The sequence below is a fragment of the Actinoplanes sp. NPDC004185 genome (assembly GCF_053603475.1).
The window spans coordinates 19,140-36,628 of record NZ_JBSGFR010000054.1 but is presented as its reverse complement, the minus strand read 5'-3'; the positions used below and the strand labels follow the sequence as shown (position 1 = coordinate 36,628).

The 17,489-nt window shown below is 67.6% G+C and carries 17 protein-coding genes; 9 read left to right on the top strand and 8 right to left on the bottom strand.

Going from position 1 to position 17,489, the window contains the following annotated elements; genetic code table 11:
• Positions 1-427: 427 nt before the first annotated feature.
• The gene (locus ACWEOZ_RS37445) at positions 428-1,393 is read left to right on the top strand and encodes an MFS transporter (RefSeq protein WP_451915427.1); all 966 of its coding nucleotides are present in this window, start codon (positions 428-430) and stop codon (positions 1,391-1,393) included.
• Between the two features lie 171 nt (positions 1,394-1,564).
• Here ACWEOZ_RS37445 and ACWEOZ_RS37440 read toward each other — a convergent pair whose 3' ends face one another.
• Together ACWEOZ_RS37440 and ACWEOZ_RS37435 are read right to left on the bottom strand one after the other, a co-directional pair.
• The gene (locus ACWEOZ_RS37440; RefSeq protein ID WP_451915408.1) at positions 1,565-2,077 is read right to left on the bottom strand and encodes a hypothetical protein; all 513 of its coding nucleotides are present in this window, start codon (positions 2,075-2,077) and stop codon (positions 1,565-1,567) included.
• Between the two features lie 62 nt (positions 2,078-2,139).
• On the bottom strand, positions 2,140-2,334 hold the full coding sequence (locus tag ACWEOZ_RS37435; RefSeq protein WP_451915407.1) for a hypothetical protein: 195 nt from the start codon (positions 2,332-2,334) through the stop codon (positions 2,140-2,142).
• Positions 2,335-3,354: 1,020 nt separating this feature from the next.
• Between ACWEOZ_RS37435 and ACWEOZ_RS37430 the strand changes: the two genes are divergently transcribed.
• Positions 3,355-4,728: an extracellular catalytic domain type 1 short-chain-length polyhydroxyalkanoate depolymerase gene (locus tag ACWEOZ_RS37430; RefSeq protein WP_451915406.1), complete on the top strand. Its 1,374-nt coding sequence runs from the start codon at positions 3,355-3,357 to the stop codon at positions 4,726-4,728.
• 121 nt (positions 4,729-4,849) lie between these two features.
• Here ACWEOZ_RS37430 and ACWEOZ_RS37425 read toward each other — a convergent pair whose 3' ends face one another.
• The 5 genes from ACWEOZ_RS37425 to ACWEOZ_RS37405 all read right to left on the bottom strand — a co-directional run bounded on the left by ACWEOZ_RS37425 (position 4,850) and on the right by ACWEOZ_RS37405 (position 8,304).
• A complete protein-coding gene (locus tag ACWEOZ_RS37425; protein ID WP_451915405.1) occupies positions 4,850-5,023 on the bottom strand; it encodes a hypothetical protein in 174 nt (57 codons plus the stop codon).
• A complete protein-coding gene (locus ACWEOZ_RS37420) occupies positions 5,020-5,190 on the bottom strand; it encodes a hypothetical protein (RefSeq protein ID WP_451915404.1) in 171 nt (56 codons plus the stop codon). The genes ACWEOZ_RS37425 and ACWEOZ_RS37420 overlap by 4 nt, the downstream gene beginning before the upstream one ends.
• Before the next feature lie 472 nt (positions 5,191-5,662).
• On the bottom strand, positions 5,663-7,168 hold the full coding sequence (locus ACWEOZ_RS37415) for a cellulose binding domain-containing protein (protein ID WP_451915403.1): 1,506 nt from the start codon (positions 7,166-7,168) through the stop codon (positions 5,663-5,665).
• Between the two features lie 26 nt (positions 7,169-7,194).
• Entirely contained in the window at positions 7,195-7,359 is a 165-nt protein-coding gene (locus tag ACWEOZ_RS37410; RefSeq protein WP_451915402.1) for a hypothetical protein, read from the bottom strand.
• Positions 7,360-7,905: 546 nt separating this feature from the next.
• The gene (locus ACWEOZ_RS37405; RefSeq protein WP_451915401.1) at positions 7,906-8,304 is read right to left on the bottom strand and encodes an MmcQ/YjbR family DNA-binding protein; all 399 of its coding nucleotides are present in this window, start codon (positions 8,302-8,304) and stop codon (positions 7,906-7,908) included.
• A 456-nt stretch (positions 8,305-8,760) separates the two neighbouring features.
• Between ACWEOZ_RS37405 and ACWEOZ_RS37400 the strand changes: the two genes are divergently transcribed.
• Positions 8,761-9,099 carry a hypothetical protein gene (locus ACWEOZ_RS37400; protein WP_451915400.1) on the top strand — a complete coding sequence of 113 codons (339 nt, stop codon included), beginning with the start codon at positions 8,761-8,763 and terminating at the stop codon, positions 9,097-9,099.
• Positions 9,100-9,187: 88 nt separating this feature from the next.
• On the opposite strand, the gene ACWEOZ_RS37395 is transcribed toward ACWEOZ_RS37400, so the two are convergent.
• Positions 9,188-10,093 (bottom strand): hypothetical protein, encoded by a 906-nt coding sequence (locus ACWEOZ_RS37395; RefSeq protein ID WP_451915399.1) that lies wholly within the window; start codon positions 10,091-10,093, stop codon positions 9,188-9,190.
• A 255-nt stretch (positions 10,094-10,348) separates the two neighbouring features.
• Between ACWEOZ_RS37395 and ACWEOZ_RS37390 the strand changes: the two genes are divergently transcribed.
• The 6 genes from ACWEOZ_RS37390 to ACWEOZ_RS37365 all read left to right on the top strand — a co-directional run bounded on the left by ACWEOZ_RS37390 (position 10,349) and on the right by ACWEOZ_RS37365 (position 17,457).
• Positions 10,349-10,789, top strand: a complete 441-nt coding sequence (locus tag ACWEOZ_RS37390; protein WP_451915398.1) for an endonuclease domain-containing protein — start codon at positions 10,349-10,351, stop codon at positions 10,787-10,789.
• Positions 10,790-11,341: 552 nt separating this feature from the next.
• Complete coding sequence (locus ACWEOZ_RS37385; protein ID WP_451915397.1) at positions 11,342-12,742, top strand: hypothetical protein; 1,401 nt, start codon at positions 11,342-11,344, stop codon at positions 12,740-12,742.
• Between the two features lie 247 nt (positions 12,743-12,989).
• Positions 12,990-13,283 (top strand): hypothetical protein, encoded by a 294-nt coding sequence (locus ACWEOZ_RS37380; RefSeq protein ID WP_451915396.1) that lies wholly within the window; start codon positions 12,990-12,992, stop codon positions 13,281-13,283.
• Positions 13,284-13,932: 649 nt separating this feature from the next.
• On the top strand, positions 13,933-14,130 hold the full coding sequence (locus tag ACWEOZ_RS37375) for a hypothetical protein (RefSeq protein WP_451915395.1): 198 nt from the start codon (positions 13,933-13,935) through the stop codon (positions 14,128-14,130).
• A 441-nt stretch (positions 14,131-14,571) separates the two neighbouring features.
• On the top strand, positions 14,572-16,347 hold the full coding sequence (locus ACWEOZ_RS37370) for an endo-1,4-beta-xylanase (protein WP_451915394.1): 1,776 nt from the start codon (positions 14,572-14,574) through the stop codon (positions 16,345-16,347).
• Between the two features lie 846 nt (positions 16,348-17,193).
• Positions 17,194-17,457, top strand: coding sequence for a hypothetical protein (locus ACWEOZ_RS37365; RefSeq protein ID WP_451915393.1), 264 nt, complete (start codon positions 17,194-17,196; stop codon positions 17,455-17,457).
• Positions 17,458-17,489 lie beyond the last annotated feature (32 nt).

The window sequence follows — 17,489 nt, the reverse complement described above, 5'->3', positions numbered from 1 at the left end:
CGCACCAGGCGCGACAGGTGGTGCGTCGGCGTGCCGGACACCACGGACCCCCGTGCCGGGACCACGCGGCCCGGCGCCATCGCAGCGCGGGCAGCACCGAAAGCCGTCACCTCGGTGACGGCTGGCGAGCAGAACGGCACCGGCGGCATGGCTCCACCATAGGGGTGATGTCGGCCGGCAGCCGACGCCGTCCGGGTGGCGGTCACCGCAGCGGGTCGAACGGCGCCAGTTCGGGCGGCACTTCGCCCTTGATCACGGTCTGGGCCATCAATTGCCCGGTGATCGGACGAGCGCGATGCCCCACATGCCGTGTCCGCCGGCGACGAACACCCGCGGTGCGGCGGTCGGGCCCATCAACGGCAGCCCGTCTGCGGTGCGCGTCAGGCGACGACATGACCGCTGACACGGCACCGCACCACGCCACGCCATCGAGACAACACAAAGCGGCGCTGCGCCGACACTGCGGCGCCGTCAGTACCTGGGCTACGCCGCCGGAGACGTCGCCAACAACCTGACGTTCTCGCTGGCCTCCAGCTTCCTGCTCATCTACTACACCGACGTGGCCGGCGTCGCAGCGGCCACCGCTGGGACGTTGTTCCTGGTCGTCCGGGTGTGGGGCGGGGTCACCGACCTGTTCGCCGGCCGGATCGCCGACGCGACGACGACGCGGTGGGGCCGGTTCCGCCCGTACGTGCTGTTCGGGTCCATCCCGCTGCTCGCGTCCGCCCTGCTGTGCCTGGCCGGCATGTTCTCGTTGCAGACGGTCGGGGTGTACTACGCCCGCGACGTGCTGAACGACGCGAACCTGTACATCATGCTGACCGTCGTGCAGAACCTCGGCATGATCGTCGCCGCGGTCGCGCTGCCGAAGATGATGGGCCTGCTCGGCAAGAAGGGCGCGTACCTGCTCGGCGGCATGGTGGCCGCGGCCGGGGGTGCAGGAGTCGCCGTCGCCCCCGGATCCATGCCATGGATCGGCATCGTCGCGTTCGGTGTGCTCGGCATGGGACTGGGCATGACCAACACACTGATTTTCGCCTTCCAGGCGGACACGGTGGACTACGGCGAATGGCGCAGCGGCGTGCGCGCCGAGGGCAGCAGCTACGCCGTCCTGTCATTCACCCGAAAAGCCGGGCAGGACATCGGCGGCGCCATAGCCGCCTACACCATCGGCCTCGGCGGCTACATCTCCGGTGGTGCCTCTCAGACCGACACAGCGGTCACCTCGATCAGAGTCGCAGCCGGGGCGATCCCCGCCGGCTTGATCATCGGTGCTGTCGCAGTGATGCTGGCCTATCCCCTGACCGAGAAGGCGTTCAGGACCATGGTGGCCGAGATGGCGCAGCGCCGGGTCGGTGAGGCCGCCGCTGCACAGGACGCGACTGACCAGTAGTAACCTCGCGGTGCCGTTAGCGGCCGCCTGGCTCTCTGCCGGCTCGCGCGCCACCCCGACAAAGCCGCTCGCGGTCCACGCGATACGTGGCTGTGTTCGAGGCCGTTGCCAACGGTCAACACGCGGGTGACGAAGTGCATGCGCAGTTGACTGGTTCGACAGCGGTCGTGCTCAGCCGCGTTCCCACACGGCGACGGCATCCCCGTCGGGTTGCGCCACCCAGCCCAAGGCCTCGGGTCGTGCAGGGGTGCCGGTGAATGTCAGGGTGAGCGCGGCGGTGCCGGCCTCGAACCGTACCGGCTTGCTCTGCTCCGCCTCATTCTCCCAGCCCTCGGCGTCGTAGAGGATGAACATTGCCGGGTCGACGGTGATCGGACGGGTGGCGGTGACCTTGAGGACGGCTGTGGCGGAGTGAGCCGACCAGGTGGTCGAGGCGAGCGTCACGGTGGCGACCGGCGTGGACCTGCGGGTGACGATGACGATACGGCCGTTCTGCGCGAACGTGAGCGACGGGTCGCTGTCCTTGATCGCCGGAGGTGCTGGCACGGCCACGCTCGCCGTCGGGGTGGAGGCGACCACGGCCGGCACGGGCTGCTGGCCCGCCGAAGCGACCCCGATGGAGTTGAGCGACGCGGCAGCCGCCAGGCCGATGACCACGACCGCGACGCCAAGGGGCCTCTTCATGACCCCACCCTATCGGGACCGATCGATTTCGCTGCCTCCGGTCACGAGAATTCGGCCAGGGGCTAGCCGACCGGGAGCGGCAGAACGGTACGCCAGAACCAGCACAGCGGACCGAACAGCCGCCGCCCAGGCGCACCGTCGCGGGCGGCTGTGTAGACGTACAGGTAAACCGCGAATGCTGTAGCCAAGAAGCCGAGCCGCAGCGAGAACGTGAACATCCCGGTCGACGCCTCCAGCCGGATCACAGTGACCACCACGATCGCAGTCAAGATCAGCCACAACGGCGCGCCTGACGGAAGGTTGATCCGCCCCCGGCCTAGGAGGACCCACCGCAGCACCCCGAACAGGTCCCAGGCCGGCAACGCGGGCCGTCGGCGTCAGCTCCGAAGATCTACTCCGCCATTCCACCTGTGCGCGCACGTAGCCCGGCTGGACGATTTCGCGTAACTCGGCTCAGCGGGCCTCGACGTTGCTCGAGGGCGCCTGAGTCGAGTGGCGTCAGTAGATGGAGCCGGGTTGAACCATAAGCCCATGCTTCCGAAGCGGCGACGACCTCGAATTTCGCCGTCTGCGAGCAGCTTGGTCGGGCCGCCCGGAGCAGCACCAAGGCCTCGACGATCGAGATACGAATGGCACCCCACGGTGATTGTCGTCGGCCCGCCGGCCGGCCTGTGCGGGTGAATGCTCCGTCGATCGAGGCGGCGCGCTGACCGAGCGCGCGCAGCCTGGTGACGTCGCCGTACTCGGTGGGCCGCGTCGGGGACGGCACCGCCTCGACCTCCGGGCCATCAGCGACCAGTCACGGCGGGAGGGCATAACGTTTTTCCGAAACTTCCGAAACATTTCCGAAAACTATTGTTCCCTGATGCCCCCTCTGCCTAGCATCGCTCTACATCGAGCTGCATCCATATCGTGCTCAGGTCGTTTCGCATCGGCATCCCCCTCGGCGTACCTGGCGGTCTCCGCCTGCCGGCGTGCCCACGACCGCGATCCAAGCGCCGACTCGAGGAGGGAGAGGCCATGGCGGGTGCGCCCTCAGTTTCGCTCGGCGTTACGCGCCCTAGACGGTCGTTGGGAATGCGGACCGTGGTCGGAGCACAGTCACGGCGGCCGTGTCCGGCACGGGCAACGGCCAGCAGATCCAGCCCCACGACCGCAAAGGCCAAACCAACCAGAGGTTCAGCCTGGGCTGACCCAGCCGGTTTGTGGTGGGCGCCTCACCGCCTCACCCCGGCCCTCGCACCACGCCGCATACCGTCGTCTGAAGAGAAGGTTTGATGAAGCGCCTCTTGCAGATCCTGCTCGCGGCCGGCACGGCGCTGGTCGCCGGCCTCGCCGCGATCCTGGTGTCCAACTCCCCCGCGATGGCGGCGAGCCTGACCCGGGTGACCAACTTCGGCACCAACCCGACCAACCTCAACATGTACATCTATGTGCCGGCGAACCTCGCGCCCCGGCCGGCGCTGCTGGTGCTGGTGCACTACTGCAGCGGTTCGGCGAGCGCCGTCTTCAACGGCAACGGCCACGACTACGTCAACGCCGCCGACCGCTACGGCTACATCATGGTGCTGCCCGAGGCCACCCGTAGCGGCGGCTGCTTCGACGTGTCGACCGCCGCCGGGCTCCGGCGCAACGGCGGCAGCGACTCCACAGGCATCAAGTCGATGGTCGACTACGCCCGCTCGCAGTACCCGGCCATCGACTCCTCCCGCATCGTGGTGTCCGGGTTCTCCTCCGGCGCCATGATGACCAACGTCCTGGCCGCCGAGTACCCGGACGTGTTCAGCGCCGGGTCGGCGTTCTCCGGCGTACCGGCCGGCTGCTTCGCCACCAGCGACGGGTCGATGTGGAACAGTCAGTGCTCCGGCGGCAACGTCATCCGGACGGCCCAGCAGTGGGGCGACACCGCCCGCGCCATGTACCCGGGCTACACCGGCGCCTACCCGCGCATGCAGTTGTGGCACGGCACCACCGACACCACGCTCTCATACCCCAACTTCGGCGAGGAGATCAAGCAGTGGACCAACCTGCACGGCCTGTCGCAGACGCCGGCGTACACCGACCGTCCGCAGTCCAGCTGGACCCGGACCCGCTACGGTGACACCGGCACCCAGGCGACCGTCGAGGGGATCAGCATCTCCGGCGTCGGCCACCAGCTTCCGATGAGCGGCCAGATCGCGTACGCCATCTCCTTCCTCGGACTCGACCGGTCGTCGACCCCACCGTCGTCGACCCCACCGTCGTCGACCCCGCCCGCCGGGGGCGCGAAAGAGATCGTGGGGACCCAGTCCGGCCGGTGCATCGACGTGCCGAGCGCGTCGCGCACCAACGGGACGCGGGTGCAGCTCTACGACTGCCACGGCCAGTCCAACCAGCAGTGGACATACACCGCGAGCAAGCAGCTCCAGGTGTACGGCAGCATGTGCCTGGACGCCGCCGGGTCCGGTAACGGGTCAGCGGTGCAGATCTACGCCTGCAACGGCCAGAGCAATCAGCAGTGGAACGTCAACACCAACGGCACCGTCACCGGCGTCCAGTCCGGCCGCTGCCTGGACGTGTGGGGCACCGGCAACGGGCAGCAGGTTCAGCTCTACGACTGCAACGGGCGGCCCAACCAGCAGTTCACGCTCGTAAGCGCTGCGCTCCGGTAGCTGACCCGGAGGGAGTCGCCCCGCGGTGATTCCGTGGCTACTGACCCGCCTCGACGAGGCCCTGACAGCACCACTCGTCGCGGGATCGAGCCCGGCGGCCAGCAGGCCGCCGGGCTCGGTGTCACCAGTACTGGTTCGGACTGTCGGCGCTGTAGATGAAGTTTCCCGAGCCGTTGTAGAAGACCGTGTGGGTGTAGTTGATGTGAGTCTTCGTCCGGCTCTCCCCCTGGCTCGTCCCGTTGACGTAGAAGTCGGCCCACAGCGGGTTCCACGTGCCGGAGCGGACGCTGATCACACACTGACGGCCGTGTTCTGCGAGGCCCGCCGACAGCCGCCGCCGGAGTCGGCCGACGCCGGCGCTCCCACGCTGAGCACACCCGCGGCCACGGCCAGCATGGCGACGCCCGTGCTCACCTTGGTCGCCGACCTCTTCATCTTCACCTGCGGTGCGAGTCGAGTCATCACCCTTCTCCTCCCAAACCGATGGGTCCTGAGTTTTCTCACTGTGTTTTCGTTCCGGAATGGCCCGGATCCGTCGCGGGCGTTCGCCCGTCGGCGGCGAGCCCGCCAATGGCCGTGGGGATCTACTGCCAGAGGATGAGGAACTGTTCCCAGATGTCGGCGCTGCCGGAGGCAGACCGCCAACGGCATCGATGCATAAGTGGTCTGAAGTGGACGGTGGCGAGCGCGGTATTCAGCACGCTGGGCGACTTGGCGCTCGGCGTGGTGCCGGCCCGCTACCGACCGTTCATGTCGACGAACCCGGCACTGACCCTCAAGTCGTCCACCGGCAAATACCCCCTCGCGCAACCGCTCAGCGCGCGGTTCCAGGTGGTCGGGGCCGTGGACGGTCCACGTCACCATCCTCTACCCGCAGCCGACTCCATGCAGGAAGGTCGCCGGCCCGCTGGTGGACGATGGGGCGGTGAACCGCTCAGACGACGGTGCAGGGAACGCCGTTGAGCGTGAAGGATGCGGGCTTGCCGGTGTTGCCGGTGTGGGTGGCCTGGAAACCGATGGATGTCGTCGCCCCAGGCGCCAGCGTGCCGTTGTAGCTGACATTGCGTGCATTCACCGTGCCACCGGCTGGAGAGTAGGTGGCGCTCCAGCCCGAGGTGATCGACTGGCCGGAGGGCAGGGTGAAGGTCAGCGTCCAGCCGTCGATCGTCGAGGTCCCGGCATTGGTGATGCCGATGGTGGCGGTAAAGCCGGAATCCCACGTGCTCATGGTGTAGCTGACCCGCGGCGCCGTACCCGCGGGCGGCGCCACCGTCGGCGTCACGGTGGGTGAGGCGCTGGCTGACGGGCCGGGCGACGAGGTGCCGCCGGTGTTCGTCACGAACGTCATGGCGCTGCGGGCGGGCAGGGTTACGGTCAGCGAGCCGTTCGTCATGGTGAGCGCGCTCTGGGGCGCGACGTTGCGACTGGCGTCGGTCAGCCAGTTCGCGACGGTGCCGGACGAGGCCGTGCCCGCGAGGGTGAACTGCTGGCTGACCGCGGAGGTGTTCTTGTTGACGGCGACGATGACGACGGTGTCGCCGCTCTTGTACGCCGAGACGTACACGTTCGACGCGGGGTTGGCGGTCGCGTCGATCCGTACGTATCCGGGGCGGACGAACCGCGCGAAGTGCGCCATCATCGCGCCTCGTTTACTGATCTGGCCGTCCTCGCGCATGGGGCCGTAGCTGCGCCGCAGATACCACCAGACGTACGCCTGGAATTCCGCGTCGACCATGGCGTGGTGGATGTGTTCGGCCACGTCGAGCGCCTCGGGCCAGGCGTCCCCCGAGTTCGCGTTGCTGTTGGGGTAGTAGACCTCGGTCATCCAGAGCTCTTTGCCCGCTCCCTTCTGCTTGAACAGCGGGTACGGGAAGTTCGCGTACGAGGTGCCGTAGAGGTGAGCCCCGATGATGTCCACGTTGGCCAGCGCTGCGGCGTCGTTGAGGATAGGGTCCGACATCGATTTGACGTACTGGAACGATTCGGGGGCGATGACGCGGGTGCCGATGACGCCGGAGTTCTCCGTCAAGAACTTGACTATCTCGGCGGAGGTCCACCACGTCCACGTCGACGCGTAGTCGGGTTCGTTCTGCACCGAGATGGCATAGAGGTTCACCCCGTTGGTGCGCATGTAGGTGGTGAAGTCGTTCAGGTGGGTGGCGTAGGCCCCGTACGAGCTTGCCTTGAGCCTTTTCTGGTTGGGCACGCCGTTGCGGGTGAAGGTTTCGGTCATGCCGGCGGGCGGGTTCCACGGCGACGCGAAGACGGTCGCGCCGAGTTCGACGGCGCGCTTGGCGGTCGCGAGGTCGCGGCTGAAGTCCGACTGGTTCTCTCCGACCGGAATCCGTAGCACGGAGAACCCGAGCCGGTCCTCACCGTTGCCGAAAGCCGTGTCCCGTTGGGCTGCGGTCAGGTCACCGACCCAGGCCGCGTGGGACATGGCGCCGAAGCCCTTGATGGTCTGCTTCAGGGCGGACGGATGATGTTCGCCGCCGCGGCCGAGGCATCCGTGGCCGCCACCACCGACGCCGTGACCGTGAGAACGGGAACGGCCGCCAACGTCGTCAGAACGACGCGGCGGCTCAGCAGCCGTCGTTCTCCGGCCACCGGCTCGTTCTCGAGGTCAGTCATCGGGTACTCCTGTCGGTCTTCATCGGCGCGCGTCCGCTGGGCAACGGCCCGCAGAACGTCGTGGTCCGATTCGACTGGAGGACCGCTCAGCTGACCGGCCGGCGCTCTCCGGCCGGAGGGAAACCGCTCCCCGCCGCGGTGAAGTCGCCGGCCCAGGCGCCGCGTCGATTGCCTCCGACCACCTGGTTACGGTGAAGTTAACGTTCACAACGCGCCAAGTCAATGACGGCCGTCAATGACCGGGCGGTCCCGTACATCGGCACAAGCGTGCTATGCCTGTTCGCCGAACCTCACCGGTCGCCGCGTCCGGGACGTGCCCGACAGCGGTGGAGCGCAGGATGGCCCGCTCGACGGACGTGCACGCGTCATCCATTTCGGCGGCCGCGAAGACGTCGCGCTCGAGCAGCTCGTGGAACGGCTGCCCGGTGGCCATCTCCAGCAGCCGCCCCCGACGATCATGCCGCCGTTGGAGTAGCTGACGAATAGAGAAATTGTTTCTCAGCACCGAACCTAAATAAGCGGCAACGTGGGGAGGTAGCCGGCGGTTCATCCACCTGCCTTCAGCCGGAATGCGAGGCGGCGGGGCGCCTGCACGCGATAGCTGTCCGTCACCAGTTCGGCAACCTCGACCCAGTCCGTCTCGTCGTCCAGCACCATTCCTACGACATTCCCACCCCAGTCGGCCCGGAAGAACGGAGGGCCGGCATGCGCCAGCGCGGCCAACTCCCCGGGCGGTGCCCGGAAGGTCATCAGGATGGCCGGATCGTCCAGATCGATATACGCCGACCGTCTCTCGTCGGTGGTGTAGAGGTGCAGGAACGTCCGCCGGCGAATCCGCCACCGCAGGCCGATCCACGCCGGTTCCTCGTACGCCTCGGGCAGTTCCCCGCAGATCACCCGGAGCCGGCCCACAACGGCAGGTGGAACGTCCGCGATGTCGCTCATCTGTTCCTCCCCGCCGGATAGGACATCAGCACATCAGATTCTCCGGGGTTGGCGGGGCCGCGCCGACGTCATAGGCCTATCAGGCCCAGCTCGGAGGACCTTTGTGCCTACAGGCTACGTACGTCGATTACCCGCGTGGTGGGCGCGGCATCGCCGATCCCGTCCCGGTAGCCGAGTCGATCGGGTCGACCATTGAGGATTCGTATCCGGCTCGTGCGCGGAACCGGATCAGCTGTACCTCGGTTGCCGAGTCCGTGTCGCGCATTCGCCGCTCGACCGATCCGCCGTGCCGACCCAGCAGCTCCAACACCGTGTCCTCGTACCGCTGCCCAGCTGCGGCCTGCCCCGGCGACATCTCGACGATGGCGACCAAGAGCAGCTCTCCGGACAGTTCCGTCTCACTCGGCATCATCACGCCCCGGCCGTATCCATCGAAGACAAGGGATCATGCTCGGGATGGATGTACGACGCACTCAATTCGGCACCGCGGTACGCGCTCGGGCTCACGAACTCGAACAGGTGACCTTCCGCCACCGCACGGCGGGCATCTCCGGCGATCCGGTCCGCGACCATGCGGCAGACAGAGACGGCCGGTTCGGATGGGACATCCCCTTCTCTGACGGTCGCGTGCTGCGCGTCCTCATGCCCGGCGTCGAGCTGACACGACTCCACGACGACATCACCGCACAAGCACCATGTCTCTACGTCAACGGGCACGCATGGTGGTGGAACGACGCGGTGGGCTCCGTAGCCAGCGAGGGCATGACCACCCGGCAACCATCCCGACAGGACTGATCAACACCGGACCCAACCGAAGATCGACGCCTACTCGCCCGGGCTGGCGGAACGCACCATAACTATCAGCCGGCGCACCAGAAGCCCCTCAACTACCCGGCTGACGGGTTGCGGCGCCCGGATCGGTGCTCTGCTCAAGGGCTGTCCACCACTCCTCCAGCTCATCGACCCGGCTCTGGAGTGCGGCGTTCACCGCCCGGGCCGCCGCCAGTTCCTCGGTCAGCGCACCGATCGGCCCGGAGGCGGTCAGGGCGTCGAGCCAGCCCGCGACCAGCCGGTCCTCAGCGGCGACCCGGCGGAGCGCGGAGGCGACCACCTCCGGTGACAACTCAGCCACGAACTCTCTCGGGAGCGTGAGCAGGCGAGCGACCTCGCCGAGGCTCCGCGCAGCGCTCATCTGGCGCCGAAGGCGCTCGGCGGACGGCACCGCCGGTTCGGCCGGCGTCGCAGCCGCCGCGATCGGCTTGGCAGGAGAAGAAGCGGGCTTCGACACAGGCGCGGGCGCAGGTGCCGGCTCCGGTTCAGGCTCAACCTCTGACGGGAGTTCGGGAAGATCGTCTCCCACCCAGGCGTAGGCCAGAGTGTCGCCCTTCTGCCGTCGGAGGACATTTGGCCACTTGGGCAGAACCGCCAGCGCACGGGGCCCGTGCCGGGCCCAGGTCTCGTTCCGGAGACCGAGCTCGGCCAGATGCTCCCGGATCTCTCGCACCTTCAGTGGGACCGATGACTCGGCCAACAGGCGGAGAACCACCGCGAGGGGCTCCTGGGCGAAGACGGCGTGGAACAGCCGGGAGTCGGACAGAGCCAGGAAACGCAGCGAACCCCTCGTCGCGACGTGAACGCCGGCGCCCCGTGGGACAAGCTCCTCTTCCCCATCGGTGTCATCCCACTTGACCCGATAGTTTGTCCCGTCATCCGCGAGGACCGATCCGGCTCGGGTACGGCGTACGCCGAACGAATCGGACACCCGGACAAGACTCTGATCTGCGCTCACGAATGCGACTGTAATGGTTATCGTCGCGGCCGGGGCGTCGGCCGGAGGCAGCCCATCCTGGCCAGGCTCATCGGTCGTGTGCGCAAGTGTCACTGCTCTCCTTGCCGCTCTAGGAGAGGCGGACTCACGCCACCCTCAACGGATCGGCGACACTCAGGTGCTCCTCATGATCGCCCGAGGCGGTCTTGCGGCGGTCAGGGCGAGGTTGTGCGGCTCGTGCAACCGCCTCTGCCGGCGACCTCCCTACCTGACGCGATGGTGACGCCCGCCTGCTGGCGCTGGGTCACCGACCGACAGACACTGGACGGACTCCGGGCACAAGCAGCGACGAGCACCGACCCGCCGTCGCACGTCCTGCCTGAGCACCACATCACCTTCGAGCTGCTGAGACTCTGGGACGACGGCCGGTGCGTCGTCTGCAGTGTGACCGCCGCGAACCGACTCGTCCGAGATCATGAACATGCCAGTGGGCAGCTGCGTGGTCTGCTCTGTTCGGCGTGCACCACCGCTGAAGGGCGCTCCGACTCCCCACTGTTCGCGAACTACCGCCGTCGGCCGCCGGTCGACCTCCTCAGCGTCGAGGTGCTGTACCTCCCACTCGGTTTCCGGCCGGGCACATGCCACCTGGCCAGTATGCCGGGGCCACAGGACCGGATGGCGCCCTTCTGGTCGGCAACCCGTCGGTCGTCAACGTAGACGGCTAGACCTGGAGGACGGATCGGGCAGGTGTAGGCGGCACAGCCGGCATCGGCCTTTCCCATCGGGCTGTTCGCGCTCGGCGTGTCCTGTCCGGGGTCGGTTGAGCGGAAGCTGTCCAGCGCCGTGTGCCGTCGTCCGCCTCGGCGATCCGAGCCGGGCGGGGCCTGATTTGCTGGGCGTCTGACGGAATCGAGACCAGCCGATGCTTGCCGACTTTAAGTAAGGTGTCGGTTGATGACCGTTCCGAGGGTGGGGGCCACGGACTGTGAGCGGATTCGAGGTTCAGATTGGTCAGCTGCGGGATGCGGCCAAGGCGGCGGGATCTGCTGCTGATCAGGCCAGGGTGGTGAACCCGGGTACCGGCTTGGAGGCGATCGCTACAGCGTTGCCTGGTGGGGTGGCGGCCTCGAGTGCGCCCGCTCTGGCGTCGGCGTTCAATCAGCGCGGCAAGGTGTGGGCGGACGAGATCGCCCGGTGGAGCGCATCGGTCAGGTCGGTCGCGCAGACGTACGCCGACAGTGATGACTCTGCGCGAAGAGCTTTCGGGAAATGACCGTCAGCTACGCCGAGGTCCGCAGATGGGACGACAACGCGCTCGAGACCTCAGCCACCGGCCTGCATGGCCGGCAGTACACACTCATCGGGCTGCAGGACGAACTCGACGACGCCAGGAGACTGCCCGACTGGCACGGCACGGCGGGTGAGGACGCACGCAGTTCGCTCGGGCATACGCGCAACAATGCGGAGATTCTGATCGCGGAGCTGGCCGCCGTCGAACGTGGCTTGCAGAACGCGGCGGACGACGTGCTGGCCCTCAAGAGCCGCGTGGCGAACAACGACTCCCTGGCCGACACCTACCAGTTCCGCATCGCCGACGACGGCGCGATCGTGGACACCAAGCCCGCCGATCCCCCGCCGCGGTCGCGGTTCGAGGCCGAGGACCGCGCCGAGGCGGCCCGGTACCGCGAGACCATCAGGCAGCAGTTGGTCCACGAGACCTCCGCGATCCTGACCACGGCGAACAACATCGACACCACTCTGGCCCGGGTCATGCGCCTCGCGCTGGACCGCAAGATCAGCGATCACGACGCGACCACCCTGGCCGGTGCCAGCAAGGGCGGCGACATCGACGCCCAGGTCGTCGATATGGAACAGGGGCTGCGTGACGCCGGGCTGCTGACCGGGCCGCCCGCCGCCGGCCACTACCGGGAATGGTTGGAGAACGCCGTGCGCCGAGGCGTGTCGATCGACACGATCACGAAGATCGCCGCTGATCACCACATCACGCCGGCCGACTTCTCGATCCTGGACGGTATGGAAGAGATCCGCGAGGACGAGGACGGCAACGGGATCTTCAAGTCGTACTTCCTGATGCCGACCGACATCAGCGGGGACGACGCGGCCAAGGCGGTACGGATGACCTACATCCTCAACGCCGGCACCGACTACGGCACCGAAGGCGAAACGACCGACTTCGCGCCGACCCCGTACGGATCGGAGGAACTGCAACGCATCACCGACCGGCAACGGGAGAACTCGTTCAGCTACGACGACGATGTGGGATTCGTGCACGGCAACGGCGGGCGGCTGGTGACCACCCCCAACGGCATGATGATGGGCATGGGCGGCAACTTCATCCAGGACCAGTTCAGCCAGCAGGGCGGAACGACATGGGGCGACACGTTCATGCTGAACATCGACGACCCCGACGATCCCGCGCAACAACTGCGCGACGTGGTGAGCTCGGGTCACGCGTGGTACGAAGGCGATGACGGCCCCTACCAGGGTGCTCTGGACACGGACCGGCTGTTGCACCACGAGGAGCGCCACTCCCAGCAATGGGCGCGCGAAGGCTACACGAAGTTCCTCGCCTCGTACGGGTGGGAAAAGATCACCGGCGGCAACCAGACCGAGGAAGACGCAGGGCTTTCCGATGGCGGATATCACTAGACGGCTGCGCGTCATATGCGCCGCCGTCCTCCTGGCGGCGGTGACGGCGGCGTGCGACACCACAGCGCCATACGCGCCGTCGCTGCCACCGGCAGCCGGATTCCGGGTCGACGACGGCGTCCTGAAACTGTGGACCGGCACCCCGTGCCAGGGCGTCACCGGCCTTACATTGATCTTCGACACTGGCACCAAGGACAGCACCAAGCAGGTGTGGAGGGCTCCGCAGCCGGGAGTGACGGTGGAACGCATGGACCTGCTGAGCACTGGCAAGGGATCCGCCCCGGACACCGACGGACCTCTGCAGGTCCAGACGCCGCTGCCCGCCGGCTACGACTGGACTACGGCATCTTCGATCAACTTCTCCGTTGACGGCCCGACCGCGTTCGGCGCCAGGGTCGAGGTCGCCCCCGTGCTGCGCGAGTCAGCCCAGCATCCGCCCGGAAGCTACCTGTTCGGCCAACGCGGCTGGATGGACGCCGCAGACGTCCAGCGCGAGAACCGGAAGTCATTTCTGACCGTCTGCACTCCCGACCCGAACTGACCGCGCCACCACCCATCCCGCGGAGCCGACCATGGACACCCCCGAACGCCCTACCCGCGCGGGCGGCCTCCAGGCAGCGCTCCGGCGCCTCGTGCTCGGCGCGTTCGCCTGCACCGCCGTGGTGATCGTGGTGCTCGTTGGCGAGGCAGTGCTCAGCGCCACCGGACTGTCCGCCGACCCGCACGCTACGCGGTCTTCGCGGGAATCCTGTTCGCGGCGGTCCTGACACCGGTCGCGCTCGCGCTATGGCTGCTGTACCAATCAATGCGACGACGCGGCAACCGCCAAGCCACAAAGATCGAATAGTTAAGCCAGCGCATGACGGCGCTGACTTCAGTTTTCACGTTGTCCCAGACCGCCACGATCGGCCTGCCCAGCTGCTGATGCGCGGCATCTAGCACGTTGTCACCTGTGCGGTCGGACCGTTTGGGCCGACCTTGAGGGTGAGAGGCAACGATCCTTGCACTGCCGACCGCCGAACCGCCGACCGGTGACCGGCTCGCGCCACGCTCAGTCACCACGAGCGTCCGGTCGGCGCACGGATCGCGGCAGGTGAGGACGCCGGTCAAGCACGTCGCAACGTCGATAAGCGATCATGGTCCTCTCATGTCACTCAAGCCGCCATGAACGCCGACGATTGTTGAGGAACATGCACGTCGAGATGAGTGACAGGCTCTGGGGCGGTCGTCTGGAGACGACGTGGTTCGACCCGTGCGGTGGTAGCGCCGTTCTTGTGGTGTCGACGCAGCACGACGACGAGATCCACCGGTTCCGCATCGAGGCTGATGCAGTGCACGAGTTTCGGTTCGAGACGGACGGTGGTGGCCGCGGTTCTACGCAGAAGTAACGCAGGCCCATCTTGACACCAGGTCGGATAAGCTGGCCCAGCTGACGCTCATCTTGTGGTCGGAGGAGCACACGATAACAATCCGAGCCGCTTTCATCCGCATTACCGAACAGACGAAACAGCACCCGGCGTAGATGAAGTGACGTCTTGCCGGCCCAATTCTGGACACGCTCATCTCGCAAATCAATGCGCTGCTGGCTTGAAGGGACTGCACCGGCTAGGAGCGCGTCGCATGCGTTGAGCTGCGAGCCGCTGGCGGCGGGCCCGGCGCAGTCGAGCTAATCCCGGCCCCTCACCTGCGTGGGGACGACTCAAGCAACACAGTATTGCTCGCCTTAGAGGCCAGTCGTTGGTTTCGCCGGCGGCGGCCATGGGGCCGATCCTCCCGCCGCGCAGTTCGACGATGAACCTGTTATGCCCCCTTTCGGCACTCACGGTTGTGTGTCTTCTGTACCGTCGATCGTTCCCTTATCGCAGACTCCAAGAGGACCCGTGTTGAACGCCCTCCGCGCCCGCCTGACGCTGCTGGTATCCGTGCTGTGTCTGCTCGCCGGTGGTGCCGCCTGCGATCCGTCCGGTGATCAGGACGCACGGCCGAGCGTATCCAGCACCGCCCGGACGTCCGGCCGCGTGGACCTGCTCGCCGGGGACTGGAGCCATTTTCCTGGGGCGACCGCCGGCCCCGGCGGTGTGCGCATCCACGGCCTGGGACGGCAGATCGTGCTTCAGGACGGCACGGGCGGGCAGCCCCATCCGCCGGTGAACCTGCGCGGCCCGCAGCTACGGGTTCGCGGCGACTTTCAGGTGAGCGCGACGCTGGACCGTCAGGCCGGCCAGGTGGCGTCGCTCTACCTGTACGGCGAGGTGCCGATCGTCTACGACGAGTGGCGACAGAACCGGCGGGGCCTGCGTGTCGCGGTCTCGGACCGCGAACTGCGCCTGAGCGTCTGGGACGGCGGTTCCGCCGAGCCGGCCTTGGAGCGGACCGCCCCGGCCGGGCCTGCTGGAACGGTCGCCATCAGGTTGGAACGTCACGGCGGCGACCTGGTGCTGTCCGCCGGCGAGGCCCGAGTGACTGTCGCAGATCCGGGAGTGTTCGACTCCGGTTCGGTCACATTCGGCGTCGACGGCGTGCCGGGCGGGCCGGACTGGACGCTGGCGGCGCTGGAGGCCACGGCGCGCGACGGCGGCAGCGTCGAGATCCGTGACACCCCGCTGACGGGGCAGCCGGCCCCGCCCGGGGACTCCCTGCGCGGCCTGGCCGAAGCCAGCGGCCGCCGGCTACCGATCGGGGCCGCGATGGCGGCCGCACCACTGCTCAGCGACGCAGGCTATCGCACCCTCGCCGCCACCCACTTCTCGATGCTCACCACCGAGAACGACCTCAAACCCCAGTTCGTGCACCCCGGGCCGGACACCTACGACTTCGCCGAGGGCGACCTGCTGGTCGACTTCGCGGCCGCCAATCACATGACGGTGCACGCGCACACCCTGGTCTTCGGCGAGGCCAACCCGCGTTGGATGCAGGACGTCGCACTCGCCGACCGAGCACGCGTCATGACCGGTCATGTCCGGACCGTCGTCGGTCACTACCGCGGCCGGGTCGCGGAATGGGACGTCGTCAACGAACCGTTGTCCGAGGACGACGGACCCGACGGCGGCCCCGGCCTGCGCGAGCACCTGTGGCAGCAGGCCATGGGCGAGTCGTACATCGACAAGGCGTTCGCCGCCGCCCGCGCCGCAGACCCCGGAGCGAAGCTGTACCTCAACGAGTTCGGCGCCGAGGCCGACGGCCCCCGCTGGGACGCCCTGTACGCCTTGGTCGTCCGCCTCAAGGGACGGGGAGTGCCCATCGACGGGGTCGGCTTCCAGAGTCACATCCACGAAGCCGGTGACCACATCGACCCAACCGTGCTCCGGTCCCACATCGCCGCGCTGGCCGAGCTCGGCCTGTCCGCGCGCGTCTCCGAGATCGATGTGTACGGCGAATCACCGCGTGTGCAGGCTGCCCAGTTCGCCGGCGTGCTCGGCGCCTGTCTGGCCGAGCCGACTTGCACCTCGTTCACCATCTGGGGCATCACCGATCGCTACGGCTCCACCGCCGAACACGACAGCTACCCGCTCGAACCCGGCGACGAACTGCCGTGGGACGACCGTCTTCACCCGAAGCCCGCTGTCGGCGCCCTGCTGGACACCCTGCGAGCCGCCCGCCGGTGATGGCCCTGAAGCCACCGGCGCCGCCGGTCAGCACGTAGATCGGGATGCCGTTGCCGTCGCAGATCAGGTGGTGCGTGGAGCCAGGCTTGCCGCGGTTGAGCCCGTCGTGAGCACGGCGTGGATCGTCGATGACGCGTTGCCGTCGACGAGATGACACGGTGCTCGAGTTCGACGAGGCCACCCTTGCCGAGTGACGCATCAACCTTCCCTATGCCCGGGAAGAGAATTCTCGAGTCTGGGACGGCCCGCTCGAACGCACTCTCGTCGGCGAATCCGGATACCGGTGGACGTCGACGCGTACGCCGGCCAAGCGTGGGACACGGTCGGGCGCGCTCATGGCCGTTGATGCCGCTTGGCCGGTGGCTGCGCTTGGAGCGCAGTAAGTCCTTGAAAGGCACAGGTAGCGCTTGCCGCCGTGGTCGACATCTCAGCGACGTTCATCTCTGTCGGTCGTTCGGCTCCCAGGCTGAGTGCATTGATGGGTACGGGGCAGTCAACCTACGCCTGCGGTCTGGATCAACTCTCAGAGCCACCCCTGCGATCAATCTCATGAACGCCGACACCTGTCTCCGCCTGCAAACCGGCGCCGAGATCCGATCTAAATCGGCGTCGCCCGCCCGACAACGCGCGCCAACGCCGACGTTCCGGCGCGCCGCAGCCCTCAGTCCTGGGCGACATCATCGCCACCGGCCGGGCCGGCCAGCCCGGCCCGGTCCACGTTCGGACCTCGCCGCGTGCGTCAACGCCCAGACCAGCGGAGGTGTACGCATACGCTCATCCCCTCGCACCGTGGGTACGCTGCGGGCGAGGACGTCGCGTCAAGCGCGCGATGACAGACTCATCACCGTGGCACAGTTCGAGTTTGAGGTCCTTGACGTCTTCGACATCCCACAGCGCCACGGACTCATTGTCGTCGGCACGGTCCGGCACGGGACCGTACGTTCCGGCGTCATGCTGCGTGACGCCGCCACGGGAGACTCGTTCAGGCTTATGGGCGTCGACCTGGTACGCGGCCGCGATCGCGACGGTGGCGGTTTCGGCCTGGTGGTGTCGCGAGACGAGCGCGCCCATGCCCAGCCGGGCCGCATCTGGATCACCGACGAGGACTGAAGCACCCGTCGATATTTCCCTCCCCCCGACGG

Coding starts and splice junctions, on each gene's coding strand:
- ACWEOZ_RS37440 (WP_451915408.1), bottom strand. CDS start 2,077: ATGAAGAGGCCCCTTGGCGTCGCGGTCGTGGTCATCGGCCTGGCGGCT.
- ACWEOZ_RS37430 (WP_451915406.1), top strand. CDS start 3,355: ATGAAGCGCCTCTTGCAGATCCTGCTCGCGGCCGGCACGGCGCTGGTC.
- ACWEOZ_RS37420 (WP_451915404.1), bottom strand. CDS start 5,190: ATGACTCGACTCGCACCGCAGGTGAAGATGAAGAGGTCGGCGACCAAG.
- ACWEOZ_RS37415 (WP_451915403.1), bottom strand. CDS start 7,168: ATGTCCCACGCGGCCTGGGTCGGTGACCTGACCGCAGCCCAACGGGAC.
- ACWEOZ_RS37410 (WP_451915402.1), bottom strand. CDS start 7,359: ATGACTGACCTCGAGAACGAGCCGGTGGCCGGAGAACGACGGCTGCTG.
- ACWEOZ_RS37405 (WP_451915401.1), bottom strand. CDS start 8,304: ATGAGCGACATCGCGGACGTTCCACCTGCCGTTGTGGGCCGGCTCCGG.
- ACWEOZ_RS37400 (WP_451915400.1), top strand. CDS start 8,761: ATGGATGTACGACGCACTCAATTCGGCACCGCGGTACGCGCTCGGGCT.
- ACWEOZ_RS37390 (WP_451915398.1), top strand. CDS start 10,349: ATGGTGACGCCCGCCTGCTGGCGCTGGGTCACCGACCGACAGACACTG.
- ACWEOZ_RS37385 (WP_451915397.1), top strand. CDS start 11,342: ATGACCGTCAGCTACGCCGAGGTCCGCAGATGGGACGACAACGCGCTC.
- ACWEOZ_RS37380 (WP_451915396.1), top strand. CDS start 12,990: ATGGACCTGCTGAGCACTGGCAAGGGATCCGCCCCGGACACCGACGGA.
- ACWEOZ_RS37375 (WP_451915395.1), top strand. CDS start 13,933: ATGCACGTCGAGATGAGTGACAGGCTCTGGGGCGGTCGTCTGGAGACG.